Raw genomic sequence first — 19,595 nt, 5'->3', positions numbered from 1 at the left:
CCATTGTCACCACTGCGTCGATAAATTGATGAAGAGAAGCTGCTCATTGCCACCATTGCGGCGGCTGACATGCAGAGCGGAAAAGCCCGTATCGAGATTGATGCGGCCACCGCCAAGCCGTGTTCCGGCGGTAAAGCCATAGGCCTCACCACCACCGATATCGAAACGTGTCTGGCGAAATATCTGCCCATAATCGAAGCCGAGATAGGGCCGCAGTTCGCCAAGGTAGGAGGTCATCACCTCATTGGCTTGCCATGGATTGGTCCGCCAGGAGACTTCGTTGCGCACAAAGAAGCCGTTATTGCCGAAAAGCTTGCTTTCCCGGCTGCCACGCACAGTCGACCAGCCACCTAGCGCCATCTGCTCGGATCCGAGAAGATTGTCACCAGAGAGCTGCATGTTGACCTGTGAGTTCACCTCAAAGGCGGTAAAGCCGAGGTCGATGGGCCGCGCGGCCGACAAACTGGCATACAATTTGGTGAAGCGAGGTTCGGCTTCTCCGGCGGCAGGCGCATCAGGATCGACGGCGCCAAAAATACCGAGGCCCTGATCGACCTGCGCGTCGAGATTCCATAGGCCACCAAGCATGCGCTGCGAATGCGAGACGCCGAACGAGCCGACCGTATAACGGCGGCTGCCAACTTCGAGCTTCTGTCCCAGCAGAAAATTATCGGTTTCCTTGTAGAGCAGTCCGCCGTGAACTTTTGTCAGGCTGTCCGCGTCGCGCTGAACGACCCGCTCAATGTCGAATCCAGCCTGCCCCGAGGTTCCGGTCGTCTCGACATCGGAGAATGCCGCGGGCACCATGCTTTTGTAATCGTACCAGGAGCCATTCAGCGAAACAGTCCAGTAGCCCCACGGGACGCTTACGTTGCCTGAATAGCTGTTGCTGGACCCACGCCCGTCACCGCCGCCGGGATAATCCGGGCCGGATCGCTCGTAGCTGAACGACATCAGATCATTCAGACCGAGCAGACCATCATAGGTAACTGCTACGGACGATTTCGAGTATCCGGTGGTTTCCTGTCCCAGATTGTTATTGCCGACCGTCACATGCCACGGGCGGCTTTGCTCCAGCGAGATGTTGAGCGTTGAGCTTCCTTCGGCAGTGCCCGGAAGAAATTCCGATTTGGCTTTATTGGAGCGGAGCCTGTTAAGTTGGTCGAGTCCCTGCTCGACATCGCGCATGTTCGCAGTTTCGCCCAACATTCCCGGGAAAGCCGTTGCAAGTGTTGAACTGCCGCTTCCGTCCTTACCGTTGATCTCGATTTTTTCAAGCACACCTTCAACGACCTTGATGCGCAGTATCCGACTGGCGACGAGGTCCTGCTCAGGCACATATGCCCGCGATGTGATATAGCCGCGATCGAGATAGACGTTTGTGACGGCCCGCAACAACTCGGTTATGCCGGGAAGGTGGATGCAGGTATTCGCATAAGGACGCGTGACAGCATCAATTTGAGAACCGAGTCGCGCTGCATCTTCAACAACCACGCGGGTAATCTCGAAACAGGCTGTCGAGGTTTCTCCAACGGGGACTGGCTGCACAGTTGGTGCGTCGGATCGTGGCGTTTGCCTGGTCAGCGTTTCGATGCGCTCGCTGCGCATCGCTTCACTTTGTCGGCGAGCGAAATCATCGGCCGGATTTTGTGCCATGGCTTGACTTGAATAGAACAGGCCAAGAGCCATGAGCGCGCTGCGCCAGGTTGTCGAATGCGAAATCATGTGATGACCGGATCTTAGCTTGCGGCGTTGAGTTTCTTCATCGCAGCCGTCAGGCCATCCAGAGAAAAGCGAATATTGACCGTCTGTCCATTGACGAGATCGAGCTTTGCACTGCCCGAACGCCCCTTCGACAATTGAGCCAGCAGTGCTGCATTCAATGGGCTTTGGACCCAGCAACCTGACTGGTTGCAGTTGCGGTAGGACAGCTTTGCCGCGGGTTTGTCATCGATAGAGATCGAAAGGCCGGCCGGCAGCAGGACGTTAAGGGGCACGAGCATTGTGAGGGAATGCGCCGGTTCGTTTGCGCCTTTCCCGCCATCCGCTGGCGCGACGGCAAAAGTCATGATCGTGACGTCCTGGTCGGCCTGCTTGATAGTGGCGACCTGTACGACCTCACATTGTTTCGCTGTGGCGCCCTGAGCCACTGTGCATCTGACGTTCCAGGCGCCAAAACGCTCAACGGCAGGCGCGGCCTCTGTCCCACCGGGCGCAGGCTGCTGGGCCGTCGCTTGTACCGAGAAAATTGAAAAAAATCCGAATGGCAAAAGCCATCCGAACGAAAAACCCCTGCTCAACACGACCGCCCCCGCAATCACATATTAGAAAAACGCGAATAATAATATTCGAATTCAGTTACTGAGAACGGGGGAAAAATGTCAACGCAGGCGTGCAATCGCAATACAAACGAAGTGAACAAACGGTTTCATCAACAGATATACGTTCTTATCGCTGATAGATCTAAATTTCCGTCATAATACAATCGCAAAATGGGTATTTTTACGATAGAATTGGCAAGGTATACTTACCTTACGCTGATCATCGGGCGGCGTTTTTTCGAATCACAACCGTTGGCTTGTATAGGTTTAAGACCGCCGTTCAGCACGCTGAGAATACCTTACGAGATTTTCCTGAATTAGTCGCGAAACTCCGACACACCAGATGTGTCCGACCTCAAGCCTGCCACGGATTCACGAGGACAACGCCAGTGCCTTGGAAATCCTGAATGTTGCGCGTCACGACAGCAAGCCCGTGCACGAGCGCTGTGGCGGCAATGATTGCATCGGCTTCATTGCGGCGATCTGGAACATGTAAATGAGCGCAGCGCGTCGCAATTGCATCGTCGATAGGTAGGATACGTTCCGAAAACTCCGGTCGAACCCGGCTATCCATCCATGCCCGCAGGCGAGAACCCTGCGTAACATCACGACGTTGGATACCGAGGATCCCACGTTCAAGCTCTAGAATTGTTATCGCAGAAATATACAGATCACGGGCATCCTGCGCACTTATCCAGGCCGTCACGTTCGGATCAGCCTTGCCGTCGCCAACCTTCCGGAGTTCGGAAACGACGTTTGTGTCGAGCAAATAATTCAAGACAAATCAACTTCGCGAGCTGCTGTGATTGCTCTCGGCGGATCAAAATCGATATTCGCCAAGCCGGGCATTGATAGGGCATCGACAAGATTGTGACGTTTACCTGTCAGGCGCTCGAACTCAACATACGTCATCAACACGTGTGACGGTCGGCCTCGATCAGTGATAACAACCGGTCCCGCCTCAGCAGCCCTTTTTGCTCTGCCGACATCGTGGTTCAATTCGCGACTGGTCAAGCTGCTGGTACCCATATGCGCCTCCATGTAGGAACGTAACTACCTATAGCGCTCTCACATTCAAGGCGCAATGGTGCTCAACGCACTTCGTGTCCCGACCTGAGCTTTTAAGCTCTTGATGAGAATCGAACCCACAACCCGCTTCTCATTTTAAATGAAATAACAGTGAGCCGTGAAAGGGCTTTGCTAAATACCCGGAAATTCGAATTCGCCTCTCGAAACTGCCGTGTGGCTGCTTCATGTCAGCTGCACATGAAGAAGCTATCAACTGACTTGATCTTGCTCACCTAGAACACAACCCGGGTTCATTATGCCCTGCGGATCGAATGCGTCTTTAAGTCGCTGCATTGACTGAAAGCCGGCTTGGTCGGTTCGCTTTCTTAATTCATCGATCAACTTGCGACCAATGCCATGTTCTGCACTGAAGCTGCCGCCCAGCGCATCCGCGCAATCGTTCACGATGGTGCGGATAGCGACCACCGTGCCGGCCGGATCATCGTAGCGACCCCAATCTCGGTGGCTGAATCTAACTGCAAAATGCACGTTGCCATCTCCCATGTGGCTAACGACAACGATTTGCGCCTCTGGATAAAGTGTGCGCACTGCGGCAGACGCGGCGGTCAAAAACCGTGGCACAGATGACACGGACACGGAAATGTCGGCGGACAGCACATGCCCGATATTACGGTTGGCATCAGCCGTGCCATGTCGTAGCGCCCAGAAATTATCGCGTTGCGTGCCGTTCTGCGCAATAGCGGCATCCAAAATCTCACTTGCATTCATTGCCGCTTCCAGAGAGGCAAGCAGCATTTCACTTAGCAATTCCGGACCTGACATATCGGCGAGTTCGATCAGCAGATGCCAGGGAGCATCGATCGGTGATGCGGCAATCGGTCGATAAGCGATAACGCTCGCAAGCTGTTCTTCGTTCATCAGTTCGAACGTCGTCAGCCGTTCACCGCAACACGATTGAAGCCTGTTTAGAAGCCGCAACGCTAATTCGGGATCCGCAACACCGACCCAAGCGGTTGAATGAACGTTGGGCAAGGGATGAAGCTTCAACACCGCACCGGTGATGATGCCAAGCGTTCCTTCCGCCCCGATGAACATATGCCGCAGAGCATAACCCGCATTGTCCTTGCGAAGTGCCTTCATGCCGTCCCAGGTCGTACCGTCGGGCAGTACGACCTCAAGACCGAGAACGTTTTCGCGGGTCGTTCCGTAACGCAGAACATTGGTGCCGCCGGCGTTGGTGCTGATGATGCCACCAATCTGACACGAGCCTTCTGAACCGAGGCTAATGGGAAACAGGCGGTTCATACAGATTGCGGCATACTGAACATCGGAAAGAACACAGCCGGCATCGACGTCGATGGAACCGTTGATCGCATCGATCTTGCGGATGCGCCGCATTTGCGAAAGGGACAAAATGACCGGCGGCCTGTCGCAGGCACCCGGCACACCAGCACCGGTCAGCCCGGTCCTCCCACCCTGTGGAACAATGGCACGCCCGGCGTCTGCACAGGCGCGGACGATTGCAGCTACATCTTCCGTCGTTTTGGGCAGGGCCACGCAGAGCGCGGGACCTGTCTGCCGCCCCCACCAATCTTGCAGATAGGCGGACATGTCATCGCCGGTGAGGACGGCACCAGCCCGCAGAAGCGAACCCAGCTGTGCCGGCAAATCCATCAGTAACCACCGGTCAGGAAAACGGTCTCGCCGGTCATGAAACTGCAGGCCTGCGACGACAGGAAGATTGCGGCACCCACCATTTCTTCCGGCTGTCCGGCCCGTCCCATCCAGTTTAACGTGCGGGCATATTCTTCCCAGCCTACTGGATCTGCATCCCGACGATGAGCGTTGCGGTCGGTATCGATCAGGCCGGGCGCAAGCGTATTGAGAAGAACATCGTCGCGTGCGTAATCGCGTGCCTGGCTTTGAATCAGATTATGCTGCGCCGCTTTCGTGGCGGCATAAGCAGTGACAACGCCTTTGGGGCGAAGCTGGTTAACCGAGCCGATCGACACCACACGCCCCCATTTTCGGGCAGCCATGAGCGGCAGGACCGTCTGCAGCATGTCCACAGTGGATCCGAGGTTGACCGCCAACTGAAAGGCAAGATCGTCCGGCGTCAGATCCACCAACGTCGCGTTAACCTGGGCGCTGGCATTGATGACGAGGATGTCCAAAGGCGCAATGGCTTCGGCGCGTTCGATGAGGTCGCGGCCGGCACCGGGGGCGGAAAGGTCGCCTGCCAGTTCCTGCGCCGTACCCCCCGCATCCGAAATACGCTGTTGCGCAGCGGCCGCGCTCCCGGATTTCGTGCCGTGCAGGATGACATGCGCGCCGGCACCGGCCAAACCTTCCGCAATCGCAGCGCCGATGCCGCGGCTGGAGCCAGTGACAAGCGCTGTGCGACCTTTCAGGCCAAAGACGGTTTCGAGACGCATCTTCTTATCCTTGAAACAGGGGAATGCGCGCACCGGCAACACCGGGACGACAGGAGAACAGGCCGCCGGACAAGGGGGCATCCGCCAGGGCGGAGGCCGGCAGGCGCGTGCGGGCGCTGGTAATGAACATGGTCGACAGGTCCTCACCACCGAAGGCGATGCTGGTCGGGCGCGGCACCGGCAGTTCGATCACTTGGTCGAGTTTGCCGTTCGGCAGGTAACGGCGCACGCTCCAACCATCCCAGATCGCACACCAGACGCCGCCTTCGGCATCGACCGCAAGCCCGTCAGGCCGGCCATCAGCCACGGGAACCCGGGCAAATTCACGCCGCCCCGACAAGGCGCCGGTCAGCGGATCGCAGTCATAGGCATGGATGAAACCCGGCACCGTATCGACGAAATAGAAGGTACGCCCGTCAGGGCTCCAGCCAAGTCCGTTCGAAACGACGATGCCGCCTTCCTTGCGCTCGAAAGCGCCGGCGGCGTTGATCCGGTAGAGCGCTCCGGTCGGTTTTGAGGCATCAATGCGCATGGATCCCACCCAGACGGCACCATCCGGTCCGCATTTGGCATCGTTAAGGCGATTGTCGACGATGCCGGCTTCCGGGCTGACGAACGGCGTCAGGCGACCGGAGGCAAAATCCAGCCATTCGATACCGTCCTGCGAAGCGACCAGCAGGCGTTCCTGCGTCACCGGAATGACGGCGCTGACGAGTTTGCCGGTTTCGGTGGTTTCGTTGCGGCCGGTGGCCGGATCGAAGCGATGCACCGCCGGATGCAGGATGTCCACCCAGTAAAGCGCCTTTTCGGCCTCATGCCAGACAGGGCTTTCGCCCAGTTGGGCACCCCAGGGCAGAATACAGCTGAGATCCGCCATCGGTCGGCCGACGGCGGTGCGCGGACGGGGGCGCGAACTGATGGCAACGGCGCCCGCCGCACCGGTGATCCGGCGAGCGGCCGCAATCAGCTCACGACCGGCCGGATGGATGTTGGAGGCATCGAGGCGCGAGGACGGGCCAAGCGCCACGAGCACGCCGATCGGCGTGTTGTCGCGACCCATGACGGGCGCCGCTACAGAATTCACGCTGCGAAGATGTTCTTCGTAGGAAATCGAATATCCCCGTGCCCGCGTCAGCGTCAGGTCGGCCTGCAAGGCATCGAGCGCGGTAATGGTCTGCGGCGTCTCGGCGTCCAGCGTCAGCCGGTCGATCAGGGCGCGCCCGACGGCGGGATCCTGGAAGGCGAGAAGCGCCTTGCCGGGTGCCGTGCAATGCAGCGGCACGCGACGACCGACCTCGACACGCACCGAAAGCCCGTTGGGAGAACGCTCGGCCAGATATTGCGTCACCACCCCATCGAGGCGACACAGTGCGACGGTTTCACCGAGTTCGGATGCAAGCCGCTCCAGTTCCGGCATCGCCGCCGAGACGAGATCGAAACTCTCCCATACCTTGTGGGACATTTCGAGAAAACGTTGCCCTAGCACATAGGTGCCTCGCGCCTCGTCCTGTCGCACCAGCCCGTAGGCGATCAGAGTGCGCAGAATACGGGCAAAGGTGGGCTTGGGCAGGCCCGATGCCCGCAACAGTTCGGCAAAGCGCAGCGGTTCGGGCGCATCGGCCACCATGTCGAGAAGCGTCAGCCCTTTTGCAAGTGCCGCCGTGCCGCCGGGTGTTTCCGGTTTCATTGCCTCGTCCTCCCGGCGAGACGGTGCAGCCTTGCGGCGGCCGCCTCTTCCAGCATCCGGTCCATCGTCCATTCCGCTTCAAACCCCAACGTGTTCCTGATCCGCGCGTTCGAAGTGTGGTAATAGACGCCTGCGCCGGGAAAATCGACTGGCACAAGTGGAAGGCCCGTCAACTCCGCCATGCGCGGCAGAAGTTCAGCAAAGTCTGCCGGTTCATCGGAGCCGAGATTGAAAACGCCGCCTGCCGCATCGGCATGATCGAGCGCCAGCAGAATGCCGGCGACCATGTCGCGGGTATCGGTGATATGCATGCGGAACGGCCGGCCGTTTTCATTTCGCGCCAGCACATGAGCGGGCTCGCCGATATCCTTGGAGCGCAAAAGATCCGCCATGGCCGTGTTGCCGAAATTGTACTGCTGCCGGATGCGAGGCTTCAGGAAAAAGCGCGGGCCAGAGAAGAAACTGTCTTCGTCCAGCAGCTCGGCCGCATCCTGCGTATGGGAAAAACGCAGGGTCACCGTCTCCATCCGGCCGGTTCGCTGATGGAAACGCACCAGCTCCTCGCCCAGAAACTTGGTCAGGCCGTAGGGAGAATTTGGTGCCAGCGGATGATCTTCGGTTACCGGCAGGAATTCCGGACGATTTTCCGGGTAGACTTCACCGGAGGATGCGAACACGAAGCGACGCACAGATTGCGTGGACGCTGCATCCAGCAGTCGCCGCGCGCCTTCGACATTGACGGCAAACATGCGATCGCGATCCGCCGGTGCCCAAGACATGAAGGCACCGAGATGCAGGATGTCGCTCACGCCCTCGACAGCTCGTGCCACGGCATCCGCATCTTCAAGCGACCCCACGATGTCTTCGCCGTCGGCTGAGGACGGCCGCAGGTCGAAGCCGCGCACGGCTCGGCCTTTTGCCCGCAATGCAGCGACCACGGCACGGCCGACACGACCAGCCGATCCCGTGACGAGGATCATAGCCGTTCACCCGTCTTGAAGTCGAAAAGGTAGAGCTGGGCAGGATCGAAACCGAGCCTGATCTCCTCGTTTCTCGGCAAGGTGCCGCTATGAGACACGCGGGCAATCAGGCCTTTCGACTTGCCGTCTTCGCCATCGGTGATCCGGGCGCCTTCAGCTTCGAAATAGACGTATTTCTCCGAGCCGAGGCTTTCGACCAGCGTCGGCCGCACGCGGAAGGTCACGGGCCCTTCACCGAGCGTCAGATGTTCCGGCCGCAGGCCAACGACGACCGGTCCCTGATGGGTGGTAGCACGCGGGAGCGAAATCTGCTGCCCGAAGGCGGTAAGCTGGCCATCACGCAGTTCCGCATTGAGGAAGTTCATCCCCGGCGAACCGATGAAACCGGCAACGAAGAGATTGGCGGGGTTGTTGAACAGCTCGTCGGGTGCGGCTATCTGCTGGATGAGGCCTCCCTGCATGATGACGACGCGGTCGGCCATGGTCATCGCCTCGACCTGATCGTGGGTGACGTAGACCGTGGTGACGCCGATGCGCTTGTGAAGCGCGCCGATTTCGGCGCGCATATGGACACGCAGCTTGGCATCGAGGTTGGAGAGCGGCTCGTCCATCAGAAATGCCTGCGGCTGGCGCACGATCGCACGGCCCAAAGCCACACGCTGGCGCTGCCCACCCGAGAGATCCTTGGGCTTGCGGTCGAGATAAGGCGTCACCTCGAGGATGCGCGCCGCGTCGTCGACACGGCGGTCGATTTCCGTCTTGTCGGTGCCGCGCATTTTCAGCCCGAAGCCAATGTTCTGGCGAACGGTCAGGTGCGGATAAAGTGCGTAGTTCTGGAACACCATGGCGATGTCACGATCACCGGGCGCTAAGTCTGTCACCTCGCGTTCGCCGATGAAGATCTGACCTCCGCTGGCGGGTTCCAGGCCGGCCAAAATTTTAAGCATCGTGGACTTGCCGCAGCCGGAGGGACCGACCAGCACAACGAACTCGCCATTCTCTATTTCAAGCGAGAAGGGTTGCAGGACATTGAGCGCGCCATAGGACTTGCTGACATTGCGAATGGAAATATTGGCCATGCTTATTTCTCCGCGCCAGCGGTCAGGCCGCCGACCAAATAGCGTTCAAGGAACAGATAAATTGCGATGATCGGCAGGGCGATGAAGACCGAGGCGGCGGAAATGTCATTCCAGTAGGTGACATATTCGCCCTGCATCGTGGTGATGCCGAGATTGGCCGTCCAATTGTCGGGCGAGTTCACAAGGAAGGTCCGCGCGTATGCGTAATCCGCCCAACTGAGCACGAAGGCATAAAGCGCGGTGGCGGCCAGGCCCGGCGTTGCGATCGGCAGAACGACGCGCACCATGGCACCGATCGGCGAGCAGCCATCGACCATTGCCGCCTGTTCGAGTTCTTTCGGTATGGTGTCGAAATATCCCTTCAGCATCCAGGTGGCGAAGGGAATTATCATCGTGGAATGCGCGAGCACGAGCGTCCACAGGCTGCCGATCAGGCCAAAACTGGAAAAGATCGAGAACAGCGGGATGACCAGCAGCGTCGCCGGCAGCATCTTGGCTGTCAGAACAAACAGCCCCATCGTTGCGCCGCCGCGCATCGAATAGCGCGACAGAGCGTAACCTGCACTGACAGAAACCAGCATGGACAGCGCCACCGAGCCGACGGCGGCCAGCATCGAGTTCCAAAGCCACATGAGGATGGGCTTTGCCGCCCAGACACGGGCGAAAATATCCCATTGCGGATCGGCAGGCCAGAAGGTCGGCGGCAGGCGATAGAGTTCGTTTGTGGTCGAAAGTGCCGTGACGACCAGCCAGTAGACCGGAAACAGGATCATCAGCAGCGTGAAGATCACCGTGGCATAAAGAGCGAGGCTCTGGGCGAATGTACGTCTCATCGAGGCCTCCTCAATAGATTGATTTCGAGCGCCGGCCGAGCATCAGCAGGCTGGCGATGATGCAGATGACCAGCGTCAGCACGCCGACGGCCGCGGCACGGCCAAAGTTGTGGTACTGGAAGGCCTGGTCGTAGGTCATGATCGACAGCGTCTGCGTCGAGCGCAGCGGACCGCCGCCGGTCAACACCTTGATGATCGAGAAGTCGCGGAACACCCACAACAGTGTCAGGACAAGCGTGACGCCCAGAACCGGCATCAGAAGCGGCATGGTGATCCAGCGGAAACGCTGAAAGACGCTGGCACCATCCACCTTGGCGGCGGCGTAGTAGTCGGATGGAATGGACTGTAGGCCGGCAAGGCACATGATCGACACGAAGGGAAAGCCCTTCCACACCATCGTGATCGCCACCGCCCAGAAGGCCGCCGTCGAACTGCTGACCCACGGGATCATCTGGTCGGAGAAGCCGAGCTGGATCGCCAGCCAGCCGAACAGGCCGAAAGAGGTGTCGAACATCCAGGCAAAGATGACGACCGCGATGATTTCTGGCACCGCCCAGGGTAGTGCGATGCCGAGACGCGCCACGGTGCGGCCCTTGAAGCGGTTGTTGGCAAGTAGTGCCGTACTCAACCCCACGGCGACGCTGCCAGCTGTTACGACCACCACAAGCTTGAATGTGACCCAGCAGGCCAGCCAGAATTCCTCCGAGGAAAACAGCCAGGTGTAGTTGTTGAGCGAGAACGGACGGCTGGCGCCGCCAAGCCGAGGGATCTTGACCTGCTGGAACGACAGATCGATCGCCAGGATCAGCGGCCAGACGATGATGGCGGCAACCATCAGCACCGCGGGCGCGATAAGGATGTAGCCGAGAAGATGCTGACGGCTGGGGCGCGCAAGGTCAAAGAACTTGCCCCGCCCCGCCCGAACGGTGTCGGTCATGAATGGTTCTCCTGCCGGATGCTTTCGTGATGTCCATGGCCCGCGAGACGGCGGGCCATGATCTCGAAACGGATCAGCCCTTGATGCTTTCTGCCTTGGACTGCATGGTTTTTGCCACTTCCGCCGGATCGAGATCCTGAATGATCATCCGCTGGGTTTCTTCCATGATCATCTTGCTGAACTCATTGTAATAGAGCTCCAGCCCGATCGGCACCCGGTCGATGCCCTTTTCGGACGCCGCCTTCATCGTTTGCAGCAGAACAGGGAAATGCGGAATGGTCTTTTCGACGCCCGATACATCGGCCTTCGGGCTTGGCGGCGTATTGCCACCCATCGTCGCATAACTGCGCTGGAATTCAGGTGTCATCGTCAGCTTGATGAAATCCCAGACAAGTTGCTTCTGATCGTCGGGAATGTCGGACGGCATGGCCAGCACATTCGACGAGCCGCCGAGCGGCGGCGTCAGCGGTGGCGCGGCGTAGACGATATCGCTCTTGGCCGTTCCCTTTTCGGTAGTGCCATAGAGCCATGGACCATCCAGGCGCATGGCCATCTTGCCGTCTGCAAACAATTTGCGCACATCGCTGGCGCTCATGTCGACCGGGCTGATGCCGCTTTTCATCACGGTTTTCCAGCGCGTCAGGCCCTCGACCATTTGCGGCGTATCGATGGTGATATTGCCGTCCTTATCGGTCCAATAAGCGCCGGCATCGATGATGTAGTTCAGCATTTCGGTCAGATACTGGCCCGGACCGCCCTTGGTTTCATGGCCGGTTCCGAACTGGTCGACAATGCCGTCTCCATTGAGATCCTTGGTGGTGGCCTTGGCGGCGGCAAGAAACTCGTCGTAGGTTTTCGGCACGGCGATGCCGGCAGCATCCAGAATCTTCTTGTTATAGGCCATGACGAAACCGAAATAATTGGTCATGATGCAGACGGTTTCGCCGTTCCATTCGCATGTCTTCTGGCCGGCCCAGCCGGTCATGTCGACGCCGTCCTTCTTCAGCCACGGATCGAGCGGTTCCAGCCAGCCGCTATCGGCAAACATCTGGAATTCGAAGGATGCGAGATGCACGATCTGCGGCGGCTGGTTGGCCGCAAACAGCGTCGTCATCGTGTCCGCGTAGGAACTGCGCTCCGCCTTGGTGAATTCGATTTTGACGCCGGGATGTTGTTTTTCGAATTCGGCGATTGCCGAATGCCACCATTCGCCAGTGCCGGCGTCATCGGTCTGCCACGAGATGAATTTCAGCACGGTGTCGGCCATGGCGGGGCCAAGGCTGCTCATCATTATCACGGTTGCAGTCGCGGCGCCGAGCGCCAGTTTTTTCACTCTCTTGTTCATGGTTTCCTCCTCCAAAGAACCAATTCAGATACGTTCGAGTAGCGCGAGCGCCGCCTCCGACGGCTTCACCCCTATTCCCGGCCCTGATGGCAGGTAATAGCGACCTTCGCGGCAATCCATGTCGCCGGAAAGAAGGCGACGGTTCGGCTCGAAGATCGAATGCTGGAATTCGTGTCCTTTAAGCGTCGGTAGTGTCGACGACGCCTGCAGGCTGGCCGCCAGAAAGATACCGGCGCCGACGGTGGCATGCGGGATCACGTCGATGCCGTGTTCGCTTGCCAGCGCGCCGATGCGAACGAAATTGGTGATGCCCTTGTGACCCATTTCCGGCTGCACGATGGCGATGCGGCAACGCCCTATCCGGGCGCGCATGTCCCAATGGGTGCGCCATTCCTCGCCGACGGCGATCGGGATATGGGTGCCTTTGGAAACCTTTTCGAGACCTGCGATATCCTCGGTCCACACCGGCGCCTCGGCAAACCACGGAGAGAACGGCGCCATTTCGGCAATTAGCTCCAGCGCCCGCTCCGGCGTCTGGTTCCAGTGCATGTCGGCAGCGATTTTTGCGTCAACGCCTAAAACCTTACGCAGGTTTTCCATTTCGGCCGCCGGGCCGTCATCGGCCACCGGCGTCGCAAACTTGAAGGCGTCAAAGCCGCGATCCTGCCAGTATTTCGCCAGCTCGCCGCGCGCCTGCAGCGTCTTTTCCGGCAGGCCGGACACATAAGCCGGAAAACTTTCGACCCCGCCGCCCAACAGATCGCGCACGGACTTGCCCGCTTCCTGGCCGGCAATATCCCAGAGCGCGATATCAAGCGCTGCCAACGCATCGACGTAAAAGCCGCCGGTATAACCGCGCACGCGCATCATGTCGTAGAGATCGTCGTAGATCGCAGAAGGATCCGTCGCATCTCGGCCGATAACGAAACCGGAAAGAAGATCGTTTATCAACGCCGCCACCGCGCCCGGCGCGACAATGCCATAGGTTTCGCCCCAGCCAACAATGCCGGCCTCGGTCGTCATGCGGACCAGCACGCTGCGGTCGAAAGTGGGATAGACCGTGCGATTGCCCTTGCGAACGATGTAGCCGTTCGCATTGACCACTTCACCTTCCCTCAATGCGCCGAGATAGGGCACCTTGCGCGGCTGCGTGAGCGTAAAAACCTCGACCGTCGAAATGGGGCTGTTCATGCGGCCTCCGCAGAAAGCAGACCGAGCTCCACCAGATTGCCATCGATATCGGCGATTGCCGCCGCATCGAGATCAGGTGTCGGCGCGCGAACACCCACACCATCGATCACGCCACGCCGCACAAGTACATGCTTTGTCAGCCGCATGCGGTAAACCGCCTGCAACACCAGAAGCGGCAGGGTGCGCACATAGATATTGCGCGCTTCATCCCGCCTGCCGGCAACAAGCGCCCGATCGATCGCAACATGCTCTCCGGCAATCTCCAGCGCCGGCATGGCGGCAGTCGCGCCGCGGGCATATTCGTCGAGAATATAGCGCGCACCACCGCCGCCGATCACACCCTTCAGCGTCTTGGGCGCGTGCGCAATGATATGACTGATCGCCGGGCCGGCTGGAAGCGTCTCTTCCTTCACATAGGCGACCTGCGGAAGCGCTTCGATGATCTCGACAATTGCCTGTGGCGACAGGTCGGAACCGCGCGGCGCTGGCGCGTTCTGAAGGATGATCTCCACCTCCGGCAGCGCTTCGACGATCTTGCGTAGAAATTCGATCAGCGCCTGCGCATCGGTGCCCACCGATTTCGGCGGCTGCACCATCAGGTAACGGATGCCGAGATCTGCCGCAATGCGACCATGCGCAACCACGTCGCGCCAATCGGCGGCACTGGCACCGGCCACCACCGGCACCCGGTCGGCCACAGTGGTCACCACGATCTTCAAAAGCCTGGCGCGCTCGTTGGCATCAAGGTTTTCCACCTCGCTGGCAAAGCCCGGAAACACGACGCCATCAACACCCTGCTCGAGAGCGAACTGCACCAGCCGCGACATGCCTGCCTCATCCACGGACCCATTCGCCAAAAAGGGTGTCGGCAGGACGGGCAAGATGCCCTTCAGACCAGCTACCATTTCCTCACCTCCCAATAAAGTATCATATCGTGGCACTATAAACTCACAGATTGACACTATACGCAGTGACGCCTTATGACAAGCCCCAAGATGAAACGAGCGGAGGAGGCTTATTGCATGGGAAACGCAGCATCGATTGTGGTCGACTGGGGAACAGCGTCGCTGAGAGCGGTACTCGTCGGCAATGACGGCGAAGAACTCGACAGTCTGGAAACGCCACAGGGCATCTCGTCGCTCGGAAAAGGCGACCATGAGGCCGCACTCATGACAGCGCTTGACCCCTGGTTTTCCGCCCACGGCGCCTCGCCGGTCGTCGCGCTTGGCATGATCACCAGCCGCAATGGCTGGGTCGAAATTCCCTATGTGCCCTGCCCGGCCGGTCCGGCAGAGCTTGCACGCGGCACGGTGCGGATGGTTCTGCCGAACGGTTCGGAACTGGTGCTTCTGCCGGGGCTGACCGATCCCGCGCGCCGCCCCTTCCCCGACGTGATGCGCGGCGAGGAAACCCAGGTCGTGGGTCATGGGCTGGACTGCGATGCAACGGTGATCATCCCCGGAACACACAGCAAATGGGCAAAGGTCAAGGCAGGCCGGATCGACGGCTTCCAGACATTCGTGACAGGCGAAATCTTTGCACTGCTGCTGAACCATTCGTTCATCGCGCGCGGAGCGACGCAGCCTGTTGTCAACGATCCGCAAGCATACCGCTGGGGTCTCGAGGAAGCGAAGAACTCCGGCGCCATGCTGTCCCTGCTGTTTTCGGCGCGAACGGGCGGCCTTGCGGGCAAGCTCTCCGGCGATCAGCTGCGCTCCTACGTCCACGGCATGGTGATCGGACAGGAATTCCGGCAGGCGCGCGAATCCGGCTGGTATTCGCCCGGTGACGAAGCGACGATCGTCGGCAATGACGGGTTGAACGATCTTTACGTCATCGCTGCGGAAGTGTTCGGACTGGCCATCGTCATGGGCGCCGACGACGTGCTGACCCGTGGCGCCATGGATGTGCTGCGCCATACGCGTTCATGAACCCTGGCGCGCAGCGCGACGTCGCAATGGTCGGCAATGCGCTGCCCCACCATTCGCTTGAGGACCGACATGTACGATTTCCCCGCCAGCATCTGCACGAGCCGACACGAAAACGATATCATCACCGTATTGGCACGGCTGGAGCGGCTCGGCCTTCCCGCTGATCCGATCGCCTTCTACGGGTCATCTTCCTTCCGGATCTGGAATTCCATCGCGGAGGATCTCGGGTCTCTCGACGTCGTCAATCTGGGTTTTGGCGGGGGCACGTTTCTCTCCGGCATCCATTATCTGGACCAGCTTCTGGCACCTCTCAAGCCGGGCAAAATCGTGCTCTATTTCGGCGAAAACGACATAGCCAGCGACGGCCTTACGGCTCAGACGACCTTTCGGCATCTCAAGGGATTGCGCGACCGAGTTTCTGAGATGCTGCCGCAATCCGAGGTATTCGTTTTGTCGATTAAGGACAGCCCGGCACGCTGGATCTACCGCCACGAATTCGCGGAGTTCAATCAATTGGCCCGCGACTGGTGCACGGAGCGCGAGAACACGACATGGATCGAGGCCAGCACCGGGCTGATTGGCGAGAACTGCCTGCCGATGTTCAGATATTATCTGCCCGACCTAGTCCACATGAATGCGGCGGGATACGCTGTTTGGTCATCAGCCATCAGGAGAGTTCAAGGTCTCCTTAATTAGGGCACGAGCCGGCGTCACTAAGCTCTTGAGCGGATGCGAACCGTCGATCAAAGGCTCAGATCTGCTAAGCATCTGCGAAAGCGTCTCTTTGGATGGTAAACCCCCGGTTGAAACGCAAAGCTCCATTATGGAAAATGTCGAATATCAAAGGCCATCAGACGGTGTATTTGTTTAAGCAGCGGCAATCAGATTTTTCGGTTACCTCAGTCGCTGATTTTCGGCGCTGAGGTAACCGTGACTTCTCGGCTCTTTATGGATACGCCGTTGAGCCATCCGGCTTGCGGGTGACCTTACGCTCCCAGTGGACATAATCGTCCTTTTCGAGCACCTTTTCATCGACCTCGATACCCCAGCCTGGGCGATCAGGACGCAGTTCCATATGACCATCGACCGGCATGTACGGGTCGAGTGCCCAGGGCGCGTGGCCATGCGGCTTGAATTCCAGAACATGGAAATTCGGCTGCGCCGCGCAGAAGTGAACATTGACGGCAGTCGCCAATGGTCCCATCGGGTTGTGCGGTGCGACCGTGACGTAGTGGGCCTCTGCGATCGTCGCAATACGCCGCATTTCCGACACGCCGCCGACCACGCAGATATCCGGCTGGATGATATCTGCGCCCTGCTGGGTCAACAGATTGAGGAATTCGAAGCGATTATAAAGCGACTCGCCGGTGGCGAGCGGCACGTTCACCTTCGACTTCAATTCCTTCCATGCCGGGATATGTTCCGGGCGGATCGGCTCCTCGTAGAACATCGGATCATTCGGCGCTATGGCCGCGGCAAGCTGGACGGCCTTGTAGGGCTCAAAAATCTTGGCATGCGCATCGAAGGCGAATTCGAAATGCGAAGGCGTGATCTCGCGGATGCGACCGAACCAGTCGCCGGTCTCCTTCACCAGCTCACCCCAGCGGCCTGAATGCAGGTCGCGGCGGTAGGGACTAAGCTTGAAGGCGGTATAGCCATAATCCGCATTGAGCTTCAGCGTCTGCTCAAGCACCTGTTCGGGATCAGGTGCGGTATAGACGCCGCAATAGACCCGCACGCGATCACGTACGCTGCCGCCGAGCAACATGTAGACGGGAAGCCCCGCAGCCTTGCCGGCGATATCCCACAAGGCATGGTCGATTGCGGAAATCGCGGCAAGACCGAGGGCTCCGGGAGGAAAGCGGCATTGCTGATTGAGTTTCAACACGAGGAATTCGACCCGGCGCGGATCTTCTCCCTCGATCTGGTGGAAAAGATAGTCGAGAAGCGGCGGCAGCGCCCAGTCGGGGCCGTGATTGTAACATTCCCCCCAGCCGGAAATGCCTTCGCTCGTCTCTATCTTCAGAAGAAGGCGCGGACGCTCATCCACGCGCTGCATGTAGGTCTTGATACCGGTAATATGCACGTCATTTCTCCGATCAGGCAGCCAGCGCTTCGGCTTTGACACGATCGACGATGCCGCGAAGAATGCTTCGCTCCTCGTCGTTGAGCGCGACCACGCCGGGAAGACGCACCGGCCCAACATCAGTGCCGAGCATGCCGAGCGCTTCCTTGACGACCGTGACATTGGCGCCGTTATTGTATTTGGTGCGCAACATCTCGAAACCGGCAATGCCGTCGATCAGGGCACGCGCACGGGCATAATCCCCCGCTTCTAGCGCCTGATGGACGGCATGCGAGCGTTCCGGAAAGACGTTGACCAAGCCCGATGTGAAACCGCGAGCGCCCATGGCGTAGAAAGCCGGCGCCCATCCTTCGGCAAGACCGCAGACCCAGATGGCTGGCGCATCCTGCGTGGAGCGAATGACCTCCGACAGAAGCATGAGGTTCGGCGATGCGAACTTGATGCCGGCAATATTGGGATGAAGGGCGAGTTTTCGGAAATCGGTGACCGAAAAACCGTCGCTGCGGACATAGGCAATGACCGGAACCGTCGAAAAATCGGCCAGTTCCAGGAAATAGCCGGCCTGATAGGACGGACCGGCAAACGGATCCATCGGGTGATGACCCATGATCGCATCGGCACCGGCGGCGATCGCATCCTTGGCAAGCGCCTTCGCTTCCGTCAACGAGCGGCCGACAGCGGCGCTGACCAGCGCCTTGCCATCCGCAGCCTCGATCGTCGCGGCATGCACCTCCCGCACCTCATCCATGGTCAGGGTGAAAAATTCGCCCGTGTTGCCGGCGGCCATCAGGTTGTGCACCCGCGCCTGCGCCATTCCCTTGATCAACGTCTTCAGCTTGGCAACATCGATCGAGCCGTCGCCCCTGTAAGGTGTCACCGGAACACCGGAAATTCCGGTTAGCGCCTTCCTGACGGTTTTCATTTTATCACTCACGTCAGACCTCTCCCTTTTTCTTGAAAACGATGCTCAGATACGTGTCGCCGGATCGCACGACATGGTCGCGCATGGTCCGCTCCGCCTTGTCGGCGTCGCCTGCGGCAATCGCCTCGGCAATGGCAACATGCTCGTCCAGCGCCTTCTGCCGTTCGGTTGGATCGAGATGAATGACGCGGCGAATGCTGGCGTCATAAAACTGCTGCCGCTCGATCAGCTTGGCGAGATAGCCGCATTGCGAACTTCTGTGGACGTGATCGTGAAACGTCTCGTTGAGCGCAATCAGGCTGTCGGCATCGCCGGAGGCGGTTGCTTCCTTCATGCGATTGGCAATCACCGAGAGCGCGGCCTTGCCTTTTTCATCGATACGCTTTGCCGCCAGATGCGCGATCATCGATTCCAGCGCGGCGCGCGCAAGAATCATTTCCTCTGCCCAGGACATGCTGAAGCGAATGACCACGCCGCGACGCGGCAGCGCCTCCACCAGTCCTTCCGTCTCGAGCTGGCGCAGGGCTTCCTTGATCGGCGTCGTGCTGACCCCGAACTGCTCGGCGAGATTACGTTCGTTGATTTTCTGGCCGGGCTGAAAACGCCCCGAAATGATGGCACTGCGCATGGCGCGATGAACATGATCGCGCACCGTCATCTGGAAGCTGGCGTCGATTTTTTCGAATTCGGCCTGGCCAGAAGCGGATGGGCTTGCGGCGGAGGGGTTGGCAGCGGTCATTTTCCGAAAATCCGTTGACGAGGATCAATTTGTGTGAAACTTGATATATCAGATTTGAAATCCATGTCGATACTGAAATT

General features: G+C 59.1%; 19 protein-coding genes. 2 read left to right on the top strand and 17 right to left on the bottom strand.

What is annotated here, in order from left to right; translation table 11 throughout:
• Positions 1 to 6 precede the first annotated feature (6 nt).
• From AAIH70_RS29015 to AAIH70_RS28950, 14 genes are all read right to left on the bottom strand, one after another.
• Positions 7 to 1,725: a ShlB/FhaC/HecB family hemolysin secretion/activation protein gene (locus AAIH70_RS29015; RefSeq protein ID WP_430037443.1), complete on the bottom strand. Its 1,719-nt coding sequence runs from the start codon at positions 1,723 to 1,725 to the stop codon at positions 7 to 9.
• A 14-nt stretch (positions 1,726 to 1,739) separates the two neighbouring features.
• A complete protein-coding gene (locus tag AAIH70_RS29010) occupies positions 1,740 to 2,303 on the bottom strand; it encodes an invasion associated locus B family protein (protein WP_430037458.1) in 564 nt (187 codons plus the stop codon).
• A 373-nt stretch (positions 2,304 to 2,676) separates the two neighbouring features.
• Positions 2,677 to 3,099 (bottom strand): type II toxin-antitoxin system VapC family toxin, encoded by a 423-nt coding sequence (locus AAIH70_RS29005; protein ID WP_132281458.1) that lies wholly within the window; start codon positions 3,097 to 3,099, stop codon positions 2,677 to 2,679.
• A complete protein-coding gene (locus tag AAIH70_RS29000) occupies positions 3,096 to 3,350 on the bottom strand; it encodes a type II toxin-antitoxin system prevent-host-death family antitoxin (RefSeq protein ID WP_132281455.1) in 255 nt (84 codons plus the stop codon). Before AAIH70_RS29000 ends, AAIH70_RS29005 begins: the two co-directional genes overlap by 4 nt.
• 249 nt (positions 3,351 to 3,599) lie before the next feature.
• Positions 3,600 to 5,024 (bottom strand): FAD-binding oxidoreductase, encoded by a 1,425-nt coding sequence (locus tag AAIH70_RS28995; RefSeq protein WP_132281452.1) that lies wholly within the window; start codon positions 5,022 to 5,024, stop codon positions 3,600 to 3,602.
• Positions 5,024 to 5,785, bottom strand: coding sequence for an SDR family NAD(P)-dependent oxidoreductase (locus tag AAIH70_RS28990; protein WP_132281449.1), 762 nt, complete (start codon positions 5,783 to 5,785; stop codon positions 5,024 to 5,026). Before AAIH70_RS28990 ends, AAIH70_RS28995 begins: the two co-directional genes overlap by 1 nt.
• A gap of 4 nt (positions 5,786 to 5,789) precedes the next feature.
• On the bottom strand, positions 5,790 to 7,472 hold the full coding sequence (locus AAIH70_RS28985) for an SMP-30/gluconolactonase/LRE family protein (RefSeq protein ID WP_132281446.1): 1,683 nt from the start codon (positions 7,470 to 7,472) through the stop codon (positions 5,790 to 5,792).
• Positions 7,469 to 8,452, bottom strand: coding sequence for an NAD-dependent epimerase/dehydratase family protein (locus AAIH70_RS28980; RefSeq protein ID WP_430037437.1), 984 nt, complete (start codon positions 8,450 to 8,452; stop codon positions 7,469 to 7,471). The genes AAIH70_RS28985 and AAIH70_RS28980 overlap by 4 nt, the downstream gene beginning before the upstream one ends.
• Positions 8,449 to 9,531: an ABC transporter ATP-binding protein gene (locus AAIH70_RS28975; protein WP_132281440.1), complete on the bottom strand. Its 1,083-nt coding sequence runs from the start codon at positions 9,529 to 9,531 to the stop codon at positions 8,449 to 8,451. Before AAIH70_RS28975 ends, AAIH70_RS28980 begins: the two co-directional genes overlap by 4 nt.
• 2 nt (positions 9,532 to 9,533) lie before the next feature.
• Positions 9,534 to 10,364, bottom strand: a complete 831-nt coding sequence (locus tag AAIH70_RS28970; RefSeq protein ID WP_132281437.1) for a carbohydrate ABC transporter permease — start codon at positions 10,362 to 10,364, stop codon at positions 9,534 to 9,536.
• A 10-nt stretch (positions 10,365 to 10,374) separates the two neighbouring features.
• The gene (locus AAIH70_RS28965) at positions 10,375 to 11,301 is read right to left on the bottom strand and encodes a carbohydrate ABC transporter permease (protein ID WP_132281434.1); all 927 of its coding nucleotides are present in this window, start codon (positions 11,299 to 11,301) and stop codon (positions 10,375 to 10,377) included.
• A 73-nt stretch (positions 11,302 to 11,374) separates the two neighbouring features.
• Positions 11,375 to 12,646 (bottom strand): ABC transporter substrate-binding protein, encoded by a 1,272-nt coding sequence (locus AAIH70_RS28960; protein ID WP_430037431.1) that lies wholly within the window; start codon positions 12,644 to 12,646, stop codon positions 11,375 to 11,377.
• 24 nt (positions 12,647 to 12,670) lie between these two features.
• Positions 12,671 to 13,837, bottom strand: coding sequence for a mandelate racemase/muconate lactonizing enzyme family protein (locus AAIH70_RS28955; protein ID WP_430037429.1), 1,167 nt, complete (start codon positions 13,835 to 13,837; stop codon positions 12,671 to 12,673).
• The gene (locus tag AAIH70_RS28950) at positions 13,834 to 14,742 is read right to left on the bottom strand and encodes a dihydrodipicolinate synthase family protein (RefSeq protein ID WP_430037426.1); all 909 of its coding nucleotides are present in this window, start codon (positions 14,740 to 14,742) and stop codon (positions 13,834 to 13,836) included. The genes AAIH70_RS28955 and AAIH70_RS28950 overlap by 4 nt, the downstream gene beginning before the upstream one ends.
• A gap of 117 nt (positions 14,743 to 14,859) precedes the next feature.
• On the opposite strand from AAIH70_RS28950, the gene AAIH70_RS28945 reads away from it, so the two are divergent.
• Complete coding sequence (locus AAIH70_RS28945; RefSeq protein ID WP_132281422.1) at positions 14,860 to 15,768, top strand: 2-dehydro-3-deoxygalactonokinase; 909 nt, start codon at positions 14,860 to 14,862, stop codon at positions 15,766 to 15,768.
• A gap of 69 nt (positions 15,769 to 15,837) precedes the next feature.
• Positions 15,838 to 16,464, top strand: a complete 627-nt coding sequence (locus AAIH70_RS28940) for a GDSL-type esterase/lipase family protein (RefSeq protein WP_132281419.1) — start codon at positions 15,838 to 15,840, stop codon at positions 16,462 to 16,464.
• A gap of 250 nt (positions 16,465 to 16,714) precedes the next feature.
• Here AAIH70_RS28940 and AAIH70_RS28935 read toward each other — a convergent pair whose 3' ends face one another.
• Genes AAIH70_RS28935 through AAIH70_RS28925 form a run of 3 tightly spaced genes read right to left on the bottom strand, consistent with a single transcriptional unit; the run spans position 16,715 to position 19,515 of the window.
• A complete protein-coding gene (locus tag AAIH70_RS28935) occupies positions 16,715 to 17,854 on the bottom strand; it encodes a mandelate racemase/muconate lactonizing enzyme family protein (RefSeq protein ID WP_430037423.1) in 1,140 nt (379 codons plus the stop codon).
• A 13-nt stretch (positions 17,855 to 17,867) separates the two neighbouring features.
• The gene (locus tag AAIH70_RS28930; RefSeq protein ID WP_132281467.1) at positions 17,868 to 18,776 is read right to left on the bottom strand and encodes a dihydrodipicolinate synthase family protein; all 909 of its coding nucleotides are present in this window, start codon (positions 18,774 to 18,776) and stop codon (positions 17,868 to 17,870) included.
• Positions 18,777 to 18,789: 13 nt separating this feature from the next.
• The gene (locus tag AAIH70_RS28925) at positions 18,790 to 19,515 is read right to left on the bottom strand and encodes a GntR family transcriptional regulator (RefSeq protein WP_132281413.1); all 726 of its coding nucleotides are present in this window, start codon (positions 19,513 to 19,515) and stop codon (positions 18,790 to 18,792) included.
• Between the last annotated feature and the right edge of the window lie 80 nt (positions 19,516 to 19,595).

Source organism: Neorhizobium sp. BT27B, assembly GCF_050455485.1.
Taxonomy (GTDB): Bacteria; Pseudomonadota; Alphaproteobacteria; order Rhizobiales; family Rhizobiaceae; genus Neorhizobium.
Note: the sequence above shows the minus strand (reverse complement) of the source record. Positions and strands in the feature narration are given on the sequence as shown.